Origin of the sequence: Microbacterium esteraromaticum (genome assembly GCF_028747645.1) — a bacterium.
GTDB classification, from domain to species: Bacteria; Actinomycetota; Actinomycetes; order Actinomycetales; family Microbacteriaceae; genus Microbacterium; species Microbacterium esteraromaticum_C.
On record NZ_CP118100.1, the window covers coordinates 151,473 to 170,080 of the forward strand.

Sequence of the window (18,608 nt, forward strand, 5' to 3'; positions counted from 1 at the left end):
CCGCGGGCTTGCTCACTGCGGTCGCATCATCCTCGCCGCACCAACGCGCGCACGCTGACAACAAGCGCGACGATGCACCAGAGCGACAGCGTGACCAGGTCTCGCGCTTCTGCTGTGTATGCGTCTGAGAGAAGGCCGGCCCGAATGAGATCCGCGGCCGGGCGGAACGGCAGAACATCGTGCACCATCTGAAACCACGCCGGCAGCTGGCTCGTCGGGAAGGTGATGGGCGAGAACAGCATGACGAAGAAGACGAGGACCTGCGTTACGAGTTGCGTCACCATCGGTGGTAGTGACACCGCGATCGCGTACCCCATTGCGGATGCGGTGATGGCGGTCAGTGCGGAGGCGGCGATCAGCAGGGGCCAATCGAATGAGTAGTCGAACCCGTAGCGCCAGTGTGCCACGAGTACGGCGACAGCCACGCCCGGCAAGGCGACAAGAAGCCACACGGTGAGATCGGCAACGAGCAGCAGCGCGCGCGGAATGGGCAACGCGCGAAGGTAGGTGAAGGTGCCCGTGGTGCGGGATTGGGCGACGCCCGCCGAGACTATGGCGAGCCCGACAATCATCAGCAGCACTGTCGGTGCCCCGGTAGAGATGAACTGGGCTGAGGCGGTGTCGATACCAGGGATCAGCAGGCCGAAGCCGACGATGATCCCTGCGGCCAGCGCTACCTGCACGACGATGACGAAGGGCAGCATCGGGCCGGACTGGGTGAGCGTCCAGCGCAGGAGAGTGCGAAATGTCACGCCCAGCCCCGGGTGAGGAAGAGGGGCGGCGGTTTGGGCCGTTGGTGAGGTGGTCGTGGCCATCAGACGCCTTCTTTCGTGGCTTCAGCGAGTTCGTCGCCTGCGGAGGTGATGGAGAGGTACGTGTCTTCGAGAGTCGTCGGGGTGATCGCGTAGCTCTCGACCTCTCCCCGGTCGCGGAGTGACGCGGCCCAGGCGACGGCGGTAGCTGCGTGAGTGGCGGCGATGGTGAGAATTGTGCGTCTTCCTGCGGTCACCTGGCGTACGACCGGAAGCGGCGGGGAGATCGGTTCTGTCGCAAAGGCGTCGGTGCGGAAGAGCTCGACATGGAGGTCATTGTCACTGGTGCCGCGTAGCTCGCGGGGCGTGCCCGTGGCGACGACGCGCCCCCGGTCGAGGAGCACGAGCGAGTCGACGACCCGTTCGGCTTCGAGGACGTTGTGCGTGACCAGAAGCACGCCGGCGCCTTGGTCGCCGAGTCGGCGTACGGTCTGCCAGAGGAGCCTGCGACGTGAGGCATCGACGTCGTTCGTCGGTTCGTCCAGGACGACGAGGGGAACGGGGGCGACTGCTGCCATGGCGAATGCCGTGAGGCGACGCGCCCCGCCGGACAACCCACCCTCTGGTACTGCGCGCCGGGTGAACCACTCGCCGATGTCGAGGTCGTCGGCAAGCCGGAGCGCGGCCGCGCGGGCGTCGGAGGTCGATAGCCCGCGCAGGCGCGCGGCGATCTCGATCGCCTCTTTCGGGGTGAGTCCATCCAGTGGCGCTTGCGCCTGCGGTTGGAGCGCCACGGCGCGTCGCGCTGCCGCAGGATCCTTGATCGCGTCGATGCCTGCTACGCGGATGGCTCCATGGTCGGGGCGCAGGAGCCCGACAAGCTGCGAGACGAGTGTCGTCTTTCCTGCCCCGTTGTGTCCGAGCAATCCGACCACTTCGCCGGGTTGCACGCGCAGATGAATGTCCTCGTTCGCGACCACTTTCCCGAACGTGCGGGTGAGGTCGCTCACCTCCAGAACGGCGCTCACAGCAACCGCCCCCTTTCGCATACCGTTGGTATCTGAGATACCGACAGTATCTAGATTTGCGGAGGGGGTCAAGAAGTAGGATCGGGGGATGGCAGATTCCGGCTCCCGGCGCGCTCATGCGCAACGTCAGCAGGAGACCCGCAACGCCCTGGTCTTTGCGGCGCTCGCAGCCTTTGCGCGGGACGGATATCACGCAGCGAGCCTCGAAGGCATCGCCAACGACGCCGGGTTCTCGAAGGGGGCGATCTACTCGAACTTTGACGGCAAAGCCGATCTGTTTCTCGCGGTCATGGATAACAACCTCGCGATGGTGCGAGGTGATGGGTGGGATCCACTCGACAACCACAGCCAGGGGGAGGATGCTGCTGACGAGCCGTCAGAGATGGAGCTATCGGCACTGGTTCGCGGCTTCGCTCTTGCCACACTGGAGTTCATCGCGTCCGCTGCGCGTGACGAGAAGCTCGTCACCGCACTGCGCGCGCGCAATCAGCTCATGGTCGACGCCTATCAGCGCATCGCAGAGGAGCAACGCGCCGAAGGCGAGATGCTCTCGACAGGTGATGTCGCGCGCCTGATGGTCGCTCTCAACCAGGGCATCTCGGTGGTGGCGTTGAGTGGCATCAGCGATATGGACGACTCGCTCATGCGCGTGGGAATGCGCCGACTGCTTGACCCGGCGGGGTCAGCAGGCGACACTTCCCTGCGGACGCCGGGAGGGTTCCCGGGAGTGGAAGACGTTCAGAGAATGTTGCGAGACGCGGCCGAAAGCGAGAAGTGATCGCTCGCCGCGGGCGCTGCCGTTGCGGGCTTACTGCACCGACCACCCGCCGTCCGAGGTCAGCACGGCGCCGTTGATGTTGACGGCGTCGTCGCTGAGCAGGAAGGTGATCGACGCGGCGAGCTGTTCGGCGGTCGCGACCGAGGGGATCGCCTGCTGGAACGGCGCGAGGCGCGCCGACCCGTACTCGGACATGTGAGGTGGCATCGGGATGCCCGTGGCGGCGCCGCCGGGTGCGACCGAGTTCACGCGGATGCCCTTCGGCCCGTACATCACGGCGGCTGAGCGGGTGACGCCGATGATGCCGTGCTTGCTGGCGGTGTAGGCGTTGCCCGAGGCGTTGCCGCGCAGTCCCGCTTCGCTGGAGACGTTGAGGATCGCCCCGCGGCCGGCCTGCTCCATGAGCGGCAGCACGGCGCGCATGAGCTTGAACGGAGCGGTGAGGTTGATCGCGATGACGCGGTCCCAGGTGGCATCCGATGTCTCGCCTGCTGGAGAGAAGTCGTCGTTGATGCCGGCGACGTTCGCGAGGCCGTCGATGCGGTCGCCCGCTGCGGCGACGACGGCGTCGATCGCGGGCTGGGTGGTGAGGTCTCCGGCGATGACGGTGATGTCAGCATCCGACAGTTCGTTCTTGAGGGCGTCGAGCTTGTCGGCGGCGATGTCTGAGGCGATCACGCGTCCGCCTTCGCGCGCGATGCGCGCGGCGGTGGCCCGGCCGATTCCGGATGCTGCGCCGGTGACGATCACGGTCTTGCCGGCGAAGCGGGCGGGGGTGATGCGTTCGGTCCAGCCGGTGTCTTCGGCGTCGGTGGGTATCTCGCCGCCGTTGGCGGCGCCGATCCGCGAGTGGGTCGACACGCGGCTGGCAGTGGCGGTGGATGCCTGTGAAGTGCGCGCCGACGTGAATGCCGTCGTCGTCGCCGATCAGCTCATCGCGCTGACGAGCTATGCGGCGCTGCTGGGTCAGCCGCTGACCGAGGTGCGCATCGACGAGACCGTGCGGATGGTCAAGCGGGGGATCGCCGCGCACTGAACATGTGGGCGTTCATTACGCTGAACCTGCGCGCCGCGGTGCGCTGCCCCCGGGCATCCCCCCACTCTCTTCATGACGGGAAGCGCACTCATGTCTTGGATGTTCCTGGCGGTCGCCATCTGCTTCGAGATCGCGGCGACGTCGTTCATCGGCACGACGCAGGGCTTCACCAGGCCCGTGCCGACGGTGCTCGTGCTGCTCGGATACGGCGCGTCGTTCACGATGCTCGCGCAGGCGGTCAAGGGGCTCGAGATCGGTACCGCCTACGCGATCTGGTCGGCCGTGGGCACGGCGGCGATCGCGATCATCGGGATGCTGTTTCTCGGCGAGAACGCCAGCTGGCCGAAGTTCGTCGGGCTGGGACTGGTGATCGCCGGTGTCATCGTGCTGAATCTGTCTTCGGTGTCGCACGGCGGTGGTCACGGCGGCGCGGCTTCCGAGGCCGCCGCGCCGAGCGGACCGTCGATCGTCGCCGAGGCGTAGGCGGGTTCGGCGGGCGCGCGGCGTCAGCCGCCGAGTTTGGTGTACTTCGTCACGCGGCCCTTGGCGAGCTCGAGCAGTTCGGCCGCTTCGATCGAGATCGACTTGGCGAGGTTCTCGGGCGAGTGGAACTGGTCCCAGTCGCGCTCATCGACGAAGGTGCGCAGGGCGGCGAGAGTCTCGGGTGTCGGCATGCGAGGCAGGCTGGCAGGGGTGTACTTCTCGGATCCGCGCTCACCCCCGCAGCAGTCCGCGCAGCGTCTGGATCGTGTCGGCGTCGGCGGGTGTCTTGTCGGGCCGGTACCCCTTCACCCGGGCGAATCGCAGGGCGAGGCCGCCGGGATATCGGGGTGACTGCTGCACGCCGTCGATGGCGATCTCGACGACGAGCGCGGGCCGCAGGTGCACGGCGTGGGCACTGTGCGCCGACTCGTACTGCGGAAAGGTCTCGGTCTGCCAGTGCAGCAGCTCGTCGGTGAGGCCCTTGAAGGTCTTGCCGACCATGACGAAGCCGCCGGGCTCGCCGAACTCGCCGGTGGGGTCGAGTGCGCCGAGGTGCAGGTTCGACAGCCACCCGCGCCGACGCCCCGAACCCCACTCCGCGGCGAGCACGACCAGGTCGAAGGTGAGCACGGGCTTGACCTTCACCCACGACTTGCCGCGGCGCCCGGCGGCGTAGGGGGAGTCGATCGCCTTGACGAGCACGCCCTCGTGCCCCGCGGCGAGGGCTTCGCGAGAGAGCTGCTCGGCAGCATCCGACTCTGCGGTGACGATGCCGGGCATCCGCCATTCGCCGGCGATGCGGTCGAGTTCGGTGAGCCGGGTCGAGAGCGGTTCGTCGAGCAGGTCGCGGCCGTCGACGTGCAGCAGGTCGAAGAACCAGGGGCGCAGCACGAGGTCGCGCGCGACGTCGGCGCCGAATCGCGACATGGTCTGCTGGAACGGGCGCGGCCCGCCGTCTTCGTCGAGCGAGAGCGTCTCGCCGTCGAGGATCAGGTCGCGGGCGGGCAGGGCGCGCACGATGTCGACGATCTCGGGTACCCGGTGGGTGATGTCGGCGAGACTGCGGGTGTAGACGGCGACGTCGTCGCCGTGCCGGTGCACCTGGATGCGCGCGCCGTCGAGCTTGTACTCGACCGAGGCGCGGCCGGTGATCTCGAGGGCGGCGGTGGCGGATGCTGCCGTCGCGGCGAGCATGGGCAGCACGGGGCGGCCGACGCGCAGGCCGACGGCGCTGAGGTCGTCGGCGGTTCCGGTCAGCGCGAGCACCGCGGTCTCGCCGAGGTCGCCGGTGAGCATGGCGGCGCGGCGCACGTCGGCGACGGGACGACCGGATGCCCGCGCGATCGCGTCGGTCAGCACGCCGCCGAGCGCGCCCGTGCGCAGCTCGCCGAGCATCGCCCGGGCGACGAAGTCCCACTCGGCAGCGGTGGCGCGCGAGGCGAGATCTTCGAGCAGTGCGGCGCGCTGGGCATTGGATCCGGCGCCGGATGCTGCGGCCAGGGCATCGAGGGAGGTGTCGACGTCGGCGATGGTGAGCGTCGACTCGTCGGCGTGGATGACGTCGAGGGTCGAGAGCCCGCGCCACCCGACTCCGAGGCGTCCTTGCCGGGGTGAGGCGAGCAGCAGGCCGACGAGCGCCGGGAGCTCGTCGGGTTCGGCGCGTTCGAGCAGCTGCGCGAGCGCGCCGATCTTCGCCAGCCGCGAGGAGGTCGCCGCGACGACGTCGGTGGTCTCGGTGAGCTCAGAGAGCTTCATGCAAGAAGTGTCGCACCGGGGTGGGACACTCGGCGGGCTGTTGACATGTCTGAATGTGCGGGGATACGTTCAGATCTTGTGTCAGTGACCCGCATCCGCGTCCGCGCCCTTCTCGGCGCCGATCGTGGCGCGCTCAATGTGGCCGGCATCCGTCCGGGGCTACCGAGACAAGAGCACGCACAGCTGTAGCTGAGGCCGCGACGTCGGCCCGTTCTTGTCTCATTCGCCTTCGAAAGGACAGGACCGACCATGCCCGAATCGCTCTGGAGCAACGACGAGCTCCGCCGCTTCCTCACCGCCTGCCGTGATCGCAGCATCTTCAGCATCGGAGAGGACGAGATCGACAACGACGGGTTCCACCGTCAGGCGATGCTGCGCGTAGCCCCCGCGGTGCAGCGGCGCGTGCTCGCCGAGGTCGGTGCTGTCGTCGATCTGAAGGGTGTCGCCGCAGTGACCCTTGAGGTCGCCAAGGACTCCTCGTGGGATCCGCAGCACACCTGGCTGATGGTGACCGAGGATCCTTGGGCCTACCTCACCGAGCTCGTCGCGACCGAGATCCGCACCGCCTACCGCAAAGCCGTGCGGCGGCGCGGTGACGAGAAGGAGCTCCAGGGCATCGCATCGGCGAGCTCGCGCCGCGAACTCGGACGTGGTGAAGGGGATGCCGGCGGCACCGGGCGGATCAGCTGAGGCGACCTGCCCGGTGGGGCGATTGGGCGCGTCTGTCGCTCAGCGCGTGAGCGGCGAGTAGAAGACGATGCCGTTGCCCTGGCTGTCGTACGCGACCGCGCGGCGCTCGTGGGCGTCGTCGTAGGCGGCCTTGGCGATGCCGCCGCCGGCGGCGTCGGTCGCTGCGGCATCAGCATCCACGTCGTCCGTCTTGATGCCGACGACGACCTGCCCCGGGATCGGGTGGTCGAGCGCGGTGGCGAGGGCGATGGTGATGTTGCCGCCGTCGACGGCGGCGAAGTGGTCGCCGTCGCGGAACTTCAGCGGGAATCCGAGCGTCTCGGTGTAGAACGCGAGTGATTCGTCGAGGTTCTCGGTCGACAGGACGATCATCTTCACTTCGCGGGTGGTCATGGCGCTCCTTCGGGCGTGACAGTGGTTGCGCTCAGGCTAGGCGGTGGGGAGCGCTCGGGGCGGTGGGATTCGCCGTGGTTATCGAGGCTCACCGGCTTGTACCGCCACACACGACCACGCTGCGACGGAGGCGGATGCTGTGCCGCGAACCCTCGAGGCACAGCATCCGATCGCTCAGAACGGCACGTCGGATGCCGCCGCCCACGAGTCCGTCGATGCGCCGACCGCCGCGGGTGCCGCAACAGGACCCGCAGGCCGCCCGCCGGACCGCTCGGCGCGCGTGACCTGCGCGGTCGCGTAGCGCAGCGACGGGCCGATCTCGTCGATGATCAGCTCGAGGCTGATGCGGTTGTTGCCGTCGCGGTCCTGGTAGCTGCGCTGCTGCAGGCGTCCGGTGGCGATGACGCGGCTGCCCTTCGTGAGGGAGCCGGTGATGTTCGTGGCGAGCTCGCGCCAGGCGGTGCAGCGCAGGAACAGCGCGTCGCCGTCCTTCCACTCGTTCGCCTGCCGGTCGAAGGTGCGCGGGGTGCTCGCGATCGTGAAGCTCGCCACCTCGGCGCCCGACTGCGTGTGCCGCCAGGAGATCGTCGAGTTCGATATCCTGCGGTTGGTAGTGCGCCTCGGGATGTCGTGGGGACGCGATAATCTGCTCGGCTTGCCACACTCGGTCGGGGCGTTCATGGAGGTTCAGGATGACGCGCTATGCGCTCTCATTCACGAGCGGAGGGTTGCTTCTTCGGGAGGCGGGGCTGGTCGTGCCGCTAATACTGGAGTTGGGTGACCCTACCGCTGTGCGCCGTGTGCTTGTTGAACAGAACGTCCTGCAAGCTCGGACGACTTCCACGAACGTGAGACTGGTGCGGGAAACGCTCCAGCGCCTAGCAACCCTTACCGTGGGTGAGGTCTCCCTGATGGCCGAGTCCAGCCCTACGGAGGGGGCAAACCTAACGACCGCTGGATCCGCACCGACACAGGTTGGCGCATCAACCTCGGGCGGGGTCTCGATATCTTTCAGAAGTCCGATGGGGGATGGTTCGACCTCGGTACCAGCCGCCAAGAGTTCCGCCAGGTACGGGCGTTTGGAGTTACCTATATCCGGGACGAAAACCAAACGGAAGTGCCATGACGCCCACTAGCGCCTCAACCACGGTCCAAGGCGAAAGCGAAGAGCGCTCTTCGAGAGCGAACGCCGAGGATCGCCGTTCATGGAAAGGGCTCGACGATCTCGCCGACCCGAAATACCTGCGTCGGATCTGGACACGCGAGATCAGCAAGCACCTCTCGGACCAAAAGTTCAGTTCCAAAAACTTTGTTGTCGACCCTCTACAGGGGGCCGTGGTTGCGAGAAACATCGATGATTTCATTGGCCAGCTGTCGAGGGACCTGAAGTCGGGTGTCTACGCGCCGCGCCGCGGTGTCATCCTTCGGTCCGCCAAGAAGCTGGGCGTGTCCAGGCCAGTGTGCGTCTTGCATCCACGCGATGCCTTGGTCTACCGGGCCCTTGTAAAGCTCGCAGAGAGCGAGCTCCTGCGGGGGGTTCCTTCATGGGTTGCGTTCCAGCGTGTCGACAAAGCGTCGGACTCTGCGGATGATGACGCCGCGAGTATCGATTGGTTCGAACGATGGATGCGTCACGAAGGCATGCTGCCGAACTTGCTCGATCGTGAAGACATTCACTACGTCGTTCAGTCGGACATCTCAAACTTCTTTCCTTCTGTGAGGCTGGAGGTGGTCCGTGAGCACCTGGCAAACAACACGAGCCTTGATAGAACGCTTGTTCGACTGTGCTGTCAGCTCATTGGTGCCGTGCACCCCCGCGTTGCCTATGCTGATGATTCGTTTCTCGGCCTGCCGCAAGAAGCGCAGAACTCTTCGCGAGTTATTGCCCAGGCGCTTCTCAAACCCGTTGATGAGGCGTTCGCACAGCTGGGGGCAGATGGTCGATACTCGCGTTTCATGGATGACGTGATTTGGGGTGTTTCATCGATTGAGGAAGCGCATCGAATTCTCTCAACGTTTCAGAACTCTCTCGAGACGATTGGGCTTTACCCAAACGGCTCAAAGACGCGAATCCTTGATAAGGCGGAATTCGTCGATGCCTACATGATCTCGAGCAATGCCGCGCTGTCGGATTTCGATCAGCGTATTGAGCCGTTGTTTAAACGGGGAAAGCGTGTCGAGACGGTTCCTCCAGCGATCACGCAGGAACTTAAGACTCTGTCAACTGCACACAGGCTGATCGCCCCACGACCTGATCGCTGGTCTCGCGTGACAAGGCGCCTCTATACTCTGCACCGACGGCTGGGTCTTCTTGACTGGGGGCCTGAATGGGCGGGCGATCTTGCCGCCGATCCATCGGGCGCCGCAACCTACTTCGAATATTTCCGATCTTGGCCGCTCACGCGAGCTGGTATTGCCGCGGTTGGAGAGTCCGTCGACGGATTCTTCGGTCTTTATGCGGATGTCGAGGTCATGTTCGCCGAATCGGTGGCTACGGCTCCGGTCTCAAGCGACCCCGCGCTCTGGAGTGAGATCGCCGAGTTCTCTGCGTCGAGATTCGCATCGCATGCAAGAATGGCAGGCGGAGACCCGAACATTGCTTCGGCATGGTTCGTTAGTGCCATCAAGTATTCAAACAAGCAGCAACGGGGCCAGATTGTTGATAATGCTCTCAAGTGGTGCGCGCACAGCATGCCGACGGTCTTAGTCCAGGCCGCCGCTGTTGACCCTAGTCTCGAACTCTCTAGGGTAGTCCCGCCGGCCCGATACGGACCTGACGAAGCGATCGCAGCCGACTTCTTTCGACGGTTCGACGCTGCTGACCCACGAACCGTCAACGTCGTTCGTAGCCAGCTCACTCCAGTCGCCGTGCTTGCCCCGCTGCGAGACCTGGTTCGACCTCGATCGCTTCAACTACTCGACCGCGCGGGCAAGCTTCGCGCGCTCCAGGCCAAGCAGGTGCAGGGATGGCTGGCGCGGCTTACTTCGAATGAGGACCGCCTGCGTGACCACAGAACGGAAAGTCTTCTGGCTGAGTGGGCATGAACGAGGCACCGGCTGAGTCCTAGGCTGGTGGGAAGATGTCGCGTGCACACGGAGCTACGGCAACTGGTCCGCACACTCGTATTGCTTAAGGGTGTTTTTGTCGGTGCCAGGGTTCAACCCGATGCGTCGATTGTCCAGCGTGCTGTCTCCGCAATCTTAATGGTCTGACTCGCTGCACCCTCGGTGGCACCCAGTCGTCGGATCTGGCTCTCTGAAGCCCAAATGAATCGCACATCATCCTTGCCCTTGAGCTCGCGCAATGCCGCTAACTGGTCTGGAGTGGGTAGAAGATCCAGAATGTCGGAGATTAGCAGTTCCTGACTGGGCGGATTCATATGGTCGATGCATCGGTTGATGTGGAGGTCGTTGATGACGTATTCGGTTGCGGTCAGGGATGCGGCGCTGTTGGCGGTGTGTCAGGGGCTCTCTTTCGGGCGCGCTGCGCAGGTCGTTGGCGTGTCAGACAAGACGATCGGGATGTGGTGGCGGGACAGTGTCGGTATGCCAGTGTTTCGTCGCCAGAAGCCTGTTTCCGACCCTCTACGCCCGGACTCGGTGCCAGGTCGGGGGTTGACGTTGGAGGAGCGAATCGAGATCCAGTCCGGCGTGCGAGCGGGCCTGTCTCAGCGCGAGATCGGTTGGCGGATTGGCCGGGATCAGTCGGTGATCTCTCGTGAACTCGCTCGGCACCGGGGTGTGGATGGTCAGTATTGCGCGGCGGTCGCGGAGCTGTCCGCGCAGCGTGGCCGGCGACGGCCGAAGGAGTTCAAACTCAACACGAACCCATCCCTCGCCGCGCAGATCACCGACTGGATGGACGATGGGTGGAGTCCGAAGCTGATCGCGACGGTCCTCGAAATCGACCATCCGGACGACAAGACTTGGCGGGTGAGCCACGAGACGATCTATCAGGCCCTGTATGTCCAAGGGCGCGGCCAGTTACGCCAGGATCTGGCCCGTCAGCTGTCCACCGGGCGCACGGCCCGCAAGTCCCGGGAAGGGGCGAGCAGGCGTTCACCGAGCCCGTTCAAAGACGCGTTGAAGATCAGCCAACGCCCTGCTGAGGTCGAGGACCGTGCGGTCCCTGGGCATTGGGAGGGGGACCTGATCCTCGGCGCAGGGAACCGGTCAGCGATCGGGACACTGGTGGAGCGGACCACCCGGTTCACGATCCTGCTGCACCTGCCCAACTGCCACACGGCAACCGAAGTCGCCGGGGCGATGATCCGCGAGATGAGCAAGCTCCCCGACCACCTGCGCCGATCGATCACCTGGGACCGAGGAACCGAACTGGCTGACTACGTCGACATTCAACTCGATCTGCAAGCCCCCGTCTACTTCTGCGACCCACACTCACCCTGGCAGCGCGGCACGAACGAGAACACCAACCGGCTCCTGCGGCACTGGTTCGCCAAGGGCAGCGACCTATCCGCCTGGACCGCCGAGGACCTGCGCCACGTCGCCGACAAACTCAACGCCAGACCCCGCCCCACCCTTGAGCTGAGAACACCCGCCCAAGCGTTCAACGAGTTCCTCCTAACCGCATGATGCATCCACCGCTTGACTTCCGGCTGTCTGCCCATGGGCTGAACCGCAGCGGCTGATAGATGCGTTCAAGATGGTCGTACTTAATATGTCGGAAATGATCTCCTGGTAGGATCTCGGTTGCAATAGTCTCCTCATAAAACTCTCGCCAGCCATCAGTCTCTCTTCCGCTACCGTTCTCGAACCAGCGTACGAATGCGACCAATTTGCGCCCTGGGACGCGGACTCTAAGGTCACCCTCGCTCACGTCGTCGGGAACCAGCAGGTCGTCATCTAGGAGTCTGAGTGCATTTCGCGTTTCGGCGGAAGAAGGGTGGTATTTATACACGCCTCCTACCGGCTGGTATTGCTCGAATCTATTTCCCTTGACCAGTAAGTACTCATTGTCAACACGAATGCGATACAGGTAGGAGACAGAGACTCGGACACGGTGTCGCCAAGTTCGTAGACCGTACCAAGCGATGCGCAGATGGCGGTGGTTAGCGATAATGGCGTCCAATAATGGAATCGCGAAACCTATGAGTAGGCCACTTGATATTACAAACGGGATACTGTTGACGTTCGATATGGTCATCACGACGGTCGAAACCAGCAGTCCCATTGTATAGATGACCAGTCGAGGCATGCGGTTCCCTTCGGTGTGCGTCGAGCAGTACCTGCGAATGTTCAGGGCGGCGGAGCTACCGTCAGGTTACCGCAGGCGAGGCGCTCTTCCTCTGACCTGACTCGTGCCGTTTTAGTGCCCTGACTTGAGTGCGTTCAGGATGGTGGCGGCGTCGCCTTCGGGTGGGGTGGTCGCGGTGATCGGGTGGCCCTGGACGATGATGGTCACGTCACGGAGTGGGCGCAGTGCGCGGACGATCCGTTTGATGCCGAGCCCGGTGCGTTCTTGGAGGTGGCGGGCGATGGCGAGGTCGCAGAACACGATCGTGAGGTGTGCGGTGATGGAGTCGCGCTCGTGGTGGAACATCGGCCGAGCGCGCAGATCGGTTTTCGCCATCCGGAACGACGCTTGGGTCTGCTGAGGCTTTGATTGAGTCCGGGGTTATGCCGCCAGGGTGACGGCTTCCATCATTATGGTCTCGAACTCGGCGGGGGTCAGTTTGAAGCGCCCTGAGTTTGTTGGAGACTCCTGACCTTGGAAACGAGGATGGAGATATGCGGCTCTTCCTATTTGAGGTGGGGGTGGGTGAGTCCACTCTGAAGAGCCCATTTAGTGCGCAGTCCACGCACCAAGAACCCCGGAAAATCAAGGCTCAACAGGCCTCAACCCGCGAAAACCGCCCGTGATGACACGATCCAGGTGGGACAACCTCGTCGTGCCCGGTGGCATCCCCGACGTCGTGCCGGCGATCGTGATCATCGACACCGGGTGGGCGCGCTACTTCGGCCAGCAGGCGGCTCTGCAGCATCCGCTTCTCGACGCGGCGACCGCCGCGGAACTGTGGCGGCGCGGCATGCGCCTGCTCGCCGTCGACACACTCAGCCCCGACGCAACCGGCGCCCCCACCGCCTCGTTCCCCGTGCACGAGATCGTGCTCGGCGGTGACGGCCTCATCGTCGAGAACATCCGCGGCCTGACCGACCTGCCGGCGCGCGTGCAGGTAGGTTTCTTCCCGCTGAACCTGCAGGGTGACGGGGCACCGGTGCGCGCGGTGGCGTTCACCTGACGCACGGCACCCCGTCAACGGCGCAACGACTCAGGCACCGGCTCCCGCAGGACGCTCCGGCTGCGCCGTCCCATCAACAGCCGATGCCTGTGCCGGAACCCCCGGCCACTCCGTGCGGTCGGCGAGAAAGCCGTTGCCCGCCCACTGTGCCGGAGCCACGGCGGTGTTCCACGTCGACTTGCTCAGCCCGATGACGCCGAACCACGCCGTCGGAATCAACCAGAGCGCGACCAGCGCCGGCTCCTTGCCCGTCTTGAGCCCGACGCGGTACGCGGCCACACCGCCGCCGACGAACAACGCCAGCGAGAAGATGAACCCGATGCCCACCCAACTCAGCACCACGGCCCCGGCGAAGCAGTACAGCACCAGCCACGGGCTGAGGTCACCGAGCTTGAAGAAGACCATGAAGTTGTAGACGGGCACCCACGCCCGCCACGTGCCCTGCACGCCCGCCTTGGCGAACACCTTCGCCATGAAGAAAGCCGTGACCACGTAGACAATCACGCCGACGACAACCATTCCGACCATCGCGGCCAGGTACGCCGCGAGAATTCCCGTATAGGTATCCATCTGCTTCCCCTCTCAGAATGCGCATCACCCGCAGACAGATGTGCGTCATGTCGACACCCAACCATCGGCCGCTCACAGACGACTCACAACGTGGGCGACGATGGGCCAGGCACAACGATGTGAGCGGTCTGTGAGCGCCGGATGCTGAGATCGAACAACCGGACGCCACCGGGGATGACTGGGAGAAGATGATGGCAAGATCCATGCGGGTTCGACTCATGACCGGCGCGCTTGCGATGGGGATCGCAGCGACGCTGACCGGGTGCTTCGGCAACCCGATCGACGCGCTCGTCGACCAAGCGGCGCAGGGCGGCGCCGAACAGGTCGCCGAGGATCTCATCGAGGGCATGAGCGGCGGTGAGGCATCCGTCGACTTCGGAAGCCTGCCAGAGAACTTCCCCGCCGAGGTTCCGCTCGTGTCAGAGAACATCATCCAATCGATGACCATGGATGAGGGCATGGTCGTCGTCGTCACCGACCCGCGCAGCAAGGACGAACTGGTCGCCCAAGTGAAGTCCGACTTCGCCGGCTGGGAGCAGCAGGGCACGGCTGACATGGGCGAGATGGTCGGCTTCAACTTCCGCAAGGGAGACTCGCTGACCGTCAACGTGTCGATCATCGCGCCGTCCGAGGGTGAAGAGGCGACGGTCGGCTACACCGTCATTCCGGGGGAGTAGCCTCCGTCGCGTCGACGGCCCACAGTGCGGCCGTGCCCGGCTCTGCCGGCGCACGGCCGCGCGCCAGCATCGCCCGCGTGTCTGCCGCGGTCGATGCGAGACCGAGCGCGTCGGCTTCGGTGGCGATCGTTCCGAGCGCCACAAGATCATCGGATGCTACCGCCACGGCGTGCCGCAACAGCAAAGCCAGCAGCCCGCCGCCGCCGATCGCGTGCGCCTCTTCCAGCACCCGAACGGCGTCGGTCACCAGCACTGCCTCTGCCCGAACGGCCCCAGCCCGAATAGCACAGTGCGCGAGGATTCCCGCGAAGAAGGTGTGCTGTGCCGCCAGCATCCCCTGGGCGGCGTCGAGGAGCAAGCGTGCGGCGTCGCTACGCCGGCCGTCGCACTTCGCCTCCCACGCCGCCGACCAGGCCCGCAGCATCGCCACCTTCGGATCGCCCTCGGCCGTGGGCGGGATGTCCTCGATCCCGGCGGTGTCGAGGGGCTGCCCGATCACGCGCGCGGTGGTGTCGACCAGGGTGAGCGCCGCCGGCAGCAGCCCGCTGATGTCACGCCAACGCAGATGGGAGACGGCCGAAACGGCGACCTCGTGCGCATGCGCGACATCGCCCGACAGCAGATCCGTGAACGCCAGGGCGTACTCCCACGCGCCGAGCGCGGCAGGACGATCCGTGTGCGCCTCGTTGATCGCCGCCAGCAGACGCCGCCGCGCGGTCCGCACATCGCCCGAGTTCGACAGTGCCATGATCTCGGCCAGTTCGATCAGCTCGGCGCCCGACGGCACGGCCGCGATGACCTCGGCGGGGGCACCGCGCAAGCGCCGCAACGTGCGTACGGCACCCTCGTGCGGACCGGTGACCGTGCCCGACAGCGCCGTAGTGATGAGGCTGACCACCGCCACTGCGTCACGGGTGTCGCCCGGGGCATCCGCGATCGCCCGGGTATGCCCCGCGACCGTCGACCAGCGCAGGGCATCGCGCTGCAGGTGGGCGGCCTCGACGGGGTCATCGATGGTGCGCAGCGCGCGCTCGATGACGTCGAGCGCGGCACCCGCGTCGTAGTGGCGCAGGCCCAGATGACGGGCGTGAGCCAGCGCGGCCGCCGCCCCCTCGCGCGGAGTGCTCGCTGCCGCCGCCGCGTTCTCGAAGTGAGTCGCAGCGCCGTCGGGGTCACCGAGAACGGATGCCGCCGAGCCGGCCAGCCGGTGCGCCGTCGCGTTATCGGGGTCGAGCTCGATGACCGCCGTGGCGGCCCGCAACGCGAGCCGTTCATCGAACGCCGCCAGGGCGTGCGCGGCGAGCTCGACGGTGGCCGGCACCTCGATCTGTTCGCCCAGCTCGAGCGCGAGGATGTGCGCCCGACGGCGCGCCGCCGGCGACGTCCGGGCCGCATCGCTGCGCAGCACGGTGAGCACATCGAGTGACAGATCACGCCACAGGGCGTCCGAGCACCGCCCGCGCAGATAGACGAGGTCGAGCGGATGCGACAGCACCAGCCACCCGGGCGCCGAGTATCCCACCACATCGGCGCGTGCCAGCATCCGACGCTCTGCCGTGGTGAGCGCGCCGGCGGGGTACTCGCCGGCGATACCGACCATCGTCGCCGCGTCGATGAGCGCATCGTCCAGCCCGGTGAAGCGTTCGCCGACGAGCTGTGTGAGCCGCGCGCTCGATGCCGGTGCCGCCTGCAGATCCCACCCGTGCGGTGTGCGCAGCAGGCGCTCTTGCTCGGCCGACGCGGTGAGAATCTCGCGCAGATGCAGCGGGTTGCCGCCCGACAGCGGAACGATCTGCTGGCGCGCCGACGGGGTCAGCGTGCCGCCGATCGTGTGCAGCACGAGCTCGTCGGCATCCGAATCCGAGAGGGGCACGACGCCGATCTCGGCGAGCTCGCCGCTGTCGTAGAGCGCCTCGATCTCAGCGGGCACGGCGGTGAGGTCGGTCGCGGTGAGCACGACCGGCACCGACGCATTGCGGATGAGTTGGCCGATCACGAACAGCGATGCCTCGTCCAGCTGTTCGACGTTGTCGATCAGTAGCGCCGCCGTCGTGCGGTGACGCGTGAAGTGGTCGACCAGCGCGGTCGGGGTCAGCGTCTGCTCGGGCACGACCGCCGCGAAGACACCGAGCGGAACCGACCGGCTCAGCGGCGTCGCCGTCAGCAGGGTGATGGCATCGCGCACGTTGGCGTACCGGCTACGGATCGCGCGCAGCAGGTGCGTCTTGCCGATGCCGGACGGGCCCGTCAGCAGCGTCGCATGCCCCTCGCGCAATGCCGCGGCGAGCAGGTGCGGCTCGTTCGAGGTCAGGTGGCGCACCGAAGTGTCCGGCGCCGGTGGGTTCCGGTTGCCGCCGGCGTCATTCATCATCGACAGGCGCAACAAGCTCTCGGGTGGCTGCTCGCGCAGGATCGCCAGATGCAGACGGCTGAGCTCGGTGCTCGGTTCGGCGCCGAGCAGATCGGCGAACATCGACCGCGCCCGCTGAAAGACCTCAAGCGCCTCTTTGGCGCGCCCGTCGCAGTACAGCGCCGAGATCAACTGGCCCCAGTGGCGCTCTGAGAGCGGGTCCTGCTCGACAAGAGCGTGCAGCTCTGACGTGACCGCCGCGCTGCGCCCCAGGGCGAGGTCAAGATCGATGCGGTCGGCCAACGCTGCCGATCGCACCTTCTCAAGCCGCACCGACTCGGCCCGCAGCGCCGTCAGATCCCACAGGCCCGAGTAGGCCTCTCCTTGCCAGAGCCCCAGCCCGCCGGCGATCAGATCCGCAGCGCGCGACAGATCGCCATCGGCGATCGAGGAGTCGCCCTGCCTCACCAGATCCTCGAAGCGCGCAGCATCCGTCCGCACCCCGGCAGGGTCGATGCGGTACCCGCCGTGCGAGAAGACGATCGGCACCGGAATCGCCGAACGCAGTCGCGACACGTGCGCCTGCAGTGCGTGCCCCGGATCGCGCGGAGCCTGATCGCCCCACAGTTCATCGATCAGCCGATCGGCCGTCACCGTGCGCCCCTGCGAGACGACGAGGCGGGCGAGCAGGCCACGCTGTCGGGCGCCCCCGAGCCGGTGCTCGCGCCCGTTGCTGCTGGCCCTCACGGTGCCCAGCACCGACACGTCGAGCACGTGGCATCCTCCCTCATCGGCAGATCAGGTCACCATAGCAGTGCGCGGAAAACGGCTCGTGGCCGGTTGCGGCGGGGCTGCCCGCGGCCGTCGTGAGTGGCTACCCTGACTCACATGACCGCCACCGTTCCCACATACACCGCCGCGCAGGTGCGGGCCGCCGAAGCGCCCCTGCTGGCTGCAGGAGTGCCGCTGATGCGCCGGGCCGCAGCCGCGCTCGCCGCGGTGATCGCCGAGGGGCATCCGCGGCGGATGCTGGTGCTCGCCGGCGCCGGAGACAACGGCGGTGATGCGCTGTTCGCCGCCGCGGTCCTCGCTGGGCAGGGCGTGGACGTCGACATCTTGTGCACCGCTGACCGGGTGCACGACGAGGCCCTCGCCGCGGCGACTCGTGCCGGGGCAAGGGCCATCGCCCTCGGCGCCTTCGACCCGGATGCCTACGAAGTGATCGTTGACGGCATCCTCGGCATCGGTGCCCGTGGGGCACTGCGCGCGACCGCCCGCGACGTCGTGGAGCGGCTTCAGCGGGCATCCGCGCTGGTCGTCGCCGTCGATCTGCCCAGCGGAATCGACCCCGACAGCGGTGAAAACGACGGCGTCGTGCTCACCGCAGCGACGACCGTCACCTTCGGCGCGGTCAAAGCCGGCCTGACCTCGGATGCTGGCGCTCAGCACTCCGGACCCATCGTGCTCGTCGACCTCGGGCTCGACCTCTCCACCGCTGAGGCCACGGGAACAGCATCCGTTTCAGAAGTGCGCGACGGAACGCGCTGACGGCAACGTTTCTGTGGTTGCCGTCAGGCGAGCGACCCGAACCACACGCGTCGGATTCGAGGTCATTTCGGTCAGCGTGGCCGTGAGATGCGGCTGCAATGAGTGCCCGTTTGCCTCGGATCGAGTGGTCAGCACAGCCTGCACTCGCGGATCGAAGTACCTCGTTGACGAGGGGTAGGCGAAGGGCCTGAATCCCTTGGCATCCACCCTGCATCGTCCGTCACGTCGCACAAGCCGATCCCGTCATGTCCTGTGTCTTCCGGGTCCCCACCGCGAAGGTAGCGATCA

The 18,608-nt window shown here is 66.1% G+C and carries 20 protein-coding genes and 3 pseudogenes; 11 read left to right on the forward strand and 12 right to left on the reverse strand.

The window, feature by feature from the left end:
- Positions 1-26: 26 nt before the first annotated feature.
- Together PTQ19_RS00690 and PTQ19_RS00695 are read right to left on the reverse strand one after the other, a co-directional pair.
- A complete protein-coding gene (locus PTQ19_RS00690) occupies positions 27-752 on the reverse strand; it encodes an ABC transporter permease (RefSeq protein ID WP_274368062.1) in 726 nt (241 codons plus the stop codon).
- Between the two features lie 62 nt (positions 753-814).
- Positions 815-1,780 carry an ABC transporter ATP-binding protein gene (locus tag PTQ19_RS00695; protein ID WP_274368063.1) on the reverse strand — a complete coding sequence of 322 codons (966 nt, stop codon included), beginning with the start codon at positions 1,778-1,780 and terminating at the stop codon, positions 815-817.
- A gap of 88 nt (positions 1,781-1,868) precedes the next feature.
- Here PTQ19_RS00695 and PTQ19_RS00700 point away from each other — a divergent pair, with 88 nt between their 5' ends.
- Positions 1,869-2,558 carry a TetR/AcrR family transcriptional regulator gene (locus PTQ19_RS00700; RefSeq protein WP_274368064.1) on the forward strand — a complete coding sequence of 230 codons (690 nt, stop codon included), beginning with the start codon at positions 1,869-1,871 and terminating at the stop codon, positions 2,556-2,558.
- 30 nt (positions 2,559-2,588) lie between these two features.
- On the opposite strand, the gene PTQ19_RS00705 is transcribed toward PTQ19_RS00700, so the two are convergent.
- Complete coding sequence (locus tag PTQ19_RS00705; RefSeq protein WP_274368065.1) at positions 2,589-3,419, reverse strand: SDR family NAD(P)-dependent oxidoreductase; 831 nt, start codon at positions 3,417-3,419, stop codon at positions 2,589-2,591.
- A 16-nt stretch (positions 3,420-3,435) separates the two neighbouring features.
- Between PTQ19_RS00705 and PTQ19_RS00710 the strand changes: the two genes are divergently transcribed.
- A complete protein-coding gene (locus PTQ19_RS00710) occupies positions 3,436-3,594 on the forward strand; it encodes a hypothetical protein (RefSeq protein WP_274368066.1) in 159 nt (52 codons plus the stop codon).
- A gap of 90 nt (positions 3,595-3,684) precedes the next feature.
- Complete coding sequence (locus tag PTQ19_RS00715; RefSeq protein ID WP_274368067.1) at positions 3,685-4,077, forward strand: DMT family transporter; 393 nt, start codon at positions 3,685-3,687, stop codon at positions 4,075-4,077.
- Between the two features lie 68 nt (positions 4,078-4,145).
- Here PTQ19_RS00715 and PTQ19_RS00720 read toward each other — a convergent pair.
- Positions 4,146-4,268: pseudogene (locus PTQ19_RS00720) on the reverse strand (nucleotide pyrophosphohydrolase); the annotation flags it as partial.
- A gap of 40 nt (positions 4,269-4,308) precedes the next feature.
- Positions 4,309-5,832 (reverse strand): ATP-dependent DNA ligase, encoded by a 1,524-nt coding sequence (locus PTQ19_RS00725; RefSeq protein ID WP_274368068.1) that lies wholly within the window; start codon positions 5,830-5,832, stop codon positions 4,309-4,311.
- 249 nt (positions 5,833-6,081) lie between these two features.
- On the opposite strand from PTQ19_RS00725, the gene PTQ19_RS00730 reads away from it, so the two are divergent.
- A complete protein-coding gene (locus PTQ19_RS00730; RefSeq protein WP_274368069.1) occupies positions 6,082-6,522 on the forward strand; it encodes a hypothetical protein in 441 nt (146 codons plus the stop codon).
- 39 nt (positions 6,523-6,561) lie between these two features.
- On the opposite strand, the gene PTQ19_RS00735 is transcribed toward PTQ19_RS00730, so the two are convergent.
- Positions 6,562-6,915 (reverse strand): VOC family protein, encoded by a 354-nt coding sequence (locus tag PTQ19_RS00735; RefSeq protein WP_274368070.1) that lies wholly within the window; start codon positions 6,913-6,915, stop codon positions 6,562-6,564.
- A 174-nt stretch (positions 6,916-7,089) separates the two neighbouring features.
- Positions 7,090-7,596 (reverse strand): single-stranded DNA-binding protein, encoded by a 507-nt coding sequence (gene ssb, locus PTQ19_RS00740; RefSeq protein WP_274368071.1) that lies wholly within the window; start codon positions 7,594-7,596, stop codon positions 7,090-7,092.
- A gap of 11 nt (positions 7,597-7,607) precedes the next feature.
- Here ssb and PTQ19_RS15340 point away from each other — a divergent pair.
- The 3 genes and pseudogenes from PTQ19_RS15340 to PTQ19_RS00750 all read left to right on the forward strand — a co-directional run.
- Positions 7,608-7,799, forward strand: a pseudogene (locus PTQ19_RS15340) (BrxA family protein); the annotation flags it as partial.
- Between the two features lie 74 nt (positions 7,800-7,873).
- Complete coding sequence (locus tag PTQ19_RS00745; protein ID WP_274369007.1) at positions 7,874-8,041, forward strand: MIT C-terminal domain-containing protein; 168 nt, start codon at positions 7,874-7,876, stop codon at positions 8,039-8,041.
- Positions 8,038-9,960, forward strand: coding sequence for an RNA-directed DNA polymerase (locus PTQ19_RS00750; RefSeq protein WP_274368072.1), 1,923 nt, complete (start codon positions 8,038-8,040; stop codon positions 9,958-9,960). The genes PTQ19_RS00745 and PTQ19_RS00750 overlap by 4 nt, the downstream gene beginning before the upstream one ends.
- A 113-nt stretch (positions 9,961-10,073) precedes the next feature.
- Here PTQ19_RS00750 and PTQ19_RS15345 read toward each other — a convergent pair whose 3' ends face one another.
- Positions 10,074-10,352 carry a hypothetical protein gene (locus tag PTQ19_RS15345; RefSeq protein ID WP_425313200.1) on the reverse strand — a complete coding sequence of 93 codons (279 nt, stop codon included), beginning with the start codon at positions 10,350-10,352 and terminating at the stop codon, positions 10,074-10,076.
- On the opposite strand from PTQ19_RS15345, the gene PTQ19_RS00755 reads away from it, so the two are divergent.
- Entirely contained in the window at positions 10,330-11,508 is a 1,179-nt protein-coding gene (locus PTQ19_RS00755; RefSeq protein WP_425313158.1) for an IS30 family transposase, read from the forward strand. The two genes, PTQ19_RS15345 and PTQ19_RS00755, sit on opposite strands and share 23 nt — an antisense overlap.
- Here PTQ19_RS00755 and PTQ19_RS15350 read toward each other — a convergent pair.
- The gene (locus tag PTQ19_RS15350; RefSeq protein WP_425313163.1) at positions 11,483-12,130 is read right to left on the reverse strand and encodes a hypothetical protein; all 648 of its coding nucleotides are present in this window, start codon (positions 12,128-12,130) and stop codon (positions 11,483-11,485) included. The two genes, PTQ19_RS00755 and PTQ19_RS15350, sit on opposite strands and share 26 nt — an antisense overlap.
- A 111-nt stretch (positions 12,131-12,241) precedes the next feature.
- Positions 12,242-12,526: pseudogene (locus tag PTQ19_RS00760) on the reverse strand (IS1634 family transposase); the annotation flags it as partial.
- Between the two features lie 268 nt (positions 12,527-12,794).
- Here PTQ19_RS00760 and PTQ19_RS00765 point away from each other — a divergent pair.
- Positions 12,795-13,175 (forward strand): cyclase family protein, encoded by a 381-nt coding sequence (locus PTQ19_RS00765; RefSeq protein ID WP_274368074.1) that lies wholly within the window; start codon positions 12,795-12,797, stop codon positions 13,173-13,175.
- 30 nt (positions 13,176-13,205) lie between these two features.
- On the opposite strand, the gene PTQ19_RS00770 is transcribed toward PTQ19_RS00765, so the two are convergent.
- The gene (locus tag PTQ19_RS00770) at positions 13,206-13,745 is read right to left on the reverse strand and encodes a large exoprotein (protein ID WP_274368075.1); all 540 of its coding nucleotides are present in this window, start codon (positions 13,743-13,745) and stop codon (positions 13,206-13,208) included.
- Between the two features lie 218 nt (positions 13,746-13,963).
- Here PTQ19_RS00770 and PTQ19_RS00775 point away from each other — a divergent pair, with 218 nt between their 5' ends.
- Positions 13,964-14,422 (forward strand): hypothetical protein, encoded by a 459-nt coding sequence (locus tag PTQ19_RS00775; RefSeq protein ID WP_274368076.1) that lies wholly within the window; start codon positions 13,964-13,966, stop codon positions 14,420-14,422.
- Here PTQ19_RS00775 and PTQ19_RS00780 read toward each other — a convergent pair.
- The gene (locus PTQ19_RS00780; RefSeq protein WP_274368077.1) at positions 14,406-17,546 is read right to left on the reverse strand and encodes a transcriptional regulator; all 3,141 of its coding nucleotides are present in this window, start codon (positions 17,544-17,546) and stop codon (positions 14,406-14,408) included. The two genes, PTQ19_RS00775 and PTQ19_RS00780, sit on opposite strands and share 17 nt — an antisense overlap.
- A 114-nt stretch (positions 17,547-17,660) precedes the next feature.
- On the opposite strand from PTQ19_RS00780, the gene PTQ19_RS00785 reads away from it, so the two are divergent.
- Complete coding sequence (locus PTQ19_RS00785) at positions 17,661-18,320, forward strand: NAD(P)H-hydrate epimerase (protein WP_274368078.1); 660 nt, start codon at positions 17,661-17,663, stop codon at positions 18,318-18,320.
- Positions 18,321-18,608: the final 288 nt, after the last annotated feature.

What these genes read in the sequence shown, in the direction of transcription:
- PTQ19_RS00700 (WP_274368064.1), top strand. Translation starts at nt 1,869, where the DNA reads ATGGCAGATTCCGGCTCCCGGCGCGCTCATGCGCAACGTCAGCAGGAG.
- PTQ19_RS00715 (WP_274368067.1), top strand. Translation starts at nt 3,685, where the DNA reads ATGTCTTGGATGTTCCTGGCGGTCGCCATCTGCTTCGAGATCGCGGCG.
- PTQ19_RS00725 (WP_274368068.1), bottom strand. Translation starts at nt 5,832, where the DNA reads ATGAAGCTCTCTGAGCTCACCGAGACCACCGACGTCGTCGCGGCGACC.
- PTQ19_RS00730 (WP_274368069.1), top strand. Translation starts at nt 6,082, where the DNA reads ATGCCCGAATCGCTCTGGAGCAACGACGAGCTCCGCCGCTTCCTCACC.
- PTQ19_RS00735 (WP_274368070.1), bottom strand. Translation starts at nt 6,915, where the DNA reads ATGACCACCCGCGAAGTGAAGATGATCGTCCTGTCGACCGAGAACCTC.
- ssb (WP_274368071.1), bottom strand. Translation starts at nt 7,596, where the DNA reads ATGAACGCCCCGACCGAGTGTGGCAAGCCGAGCAGATTATCGCGTCCC.
- PTQ19_RS00750 (WP_274368072.1), top strand. Translation starts at nt 8,038, where the DNA reads ATGACGCCCACTAGCGCCTCAACCACGGTCCAAGGCGAAAGCGAAGAG.
- PTQ19_RS00755 (WP_425313158.1), top strand. Translation starts at nt 10,330, where the DNA reads ATGACGTATTCGGTTGCGGTCAGGGATGCGGCGCTGTTGGCGGTGTGT.
- PTQ19_RS15350 (WP_425313163.1), bottom strand. Translation starts at nt 12,130, where the DNA reads ATGCCTCGACTGGTCATCTATACAATGGGACTGCTGGTTTCGACCGTC.
- PTQ19_RS00765 (WP_274368074.1), top strand. Translation starts at nt 12,795, where the DNA reads ATGACACGATCCAGGTGGGACAACCTCGTCGTGCCCGGTGGCATCCCC.
- PTQ19_RS00770 (WP_274368075.1), bottom strand. Translation starts at nt 13,745, where the DNA reads ATGGATACCTATACGGGAATTCTCGCGGCGTACCTGGCCGCGATGGTC.
- PTQ19_RS00775 (WP_274368076.1), top strand. Translation starts at nt 13,964, where the DNA reads ATGACCGGCGCGCTTGCGATGGGGATCGCAGCGACGCTGACCGGGTGC.
- PTQ19_RS00785 (WP_274368078.1), top strand. Translation starts at nt 17,661, where the DNA reads ATGACCGCCACCGTTCCCACATACACCGCCGCGCAGGTGCGGGCCGCC.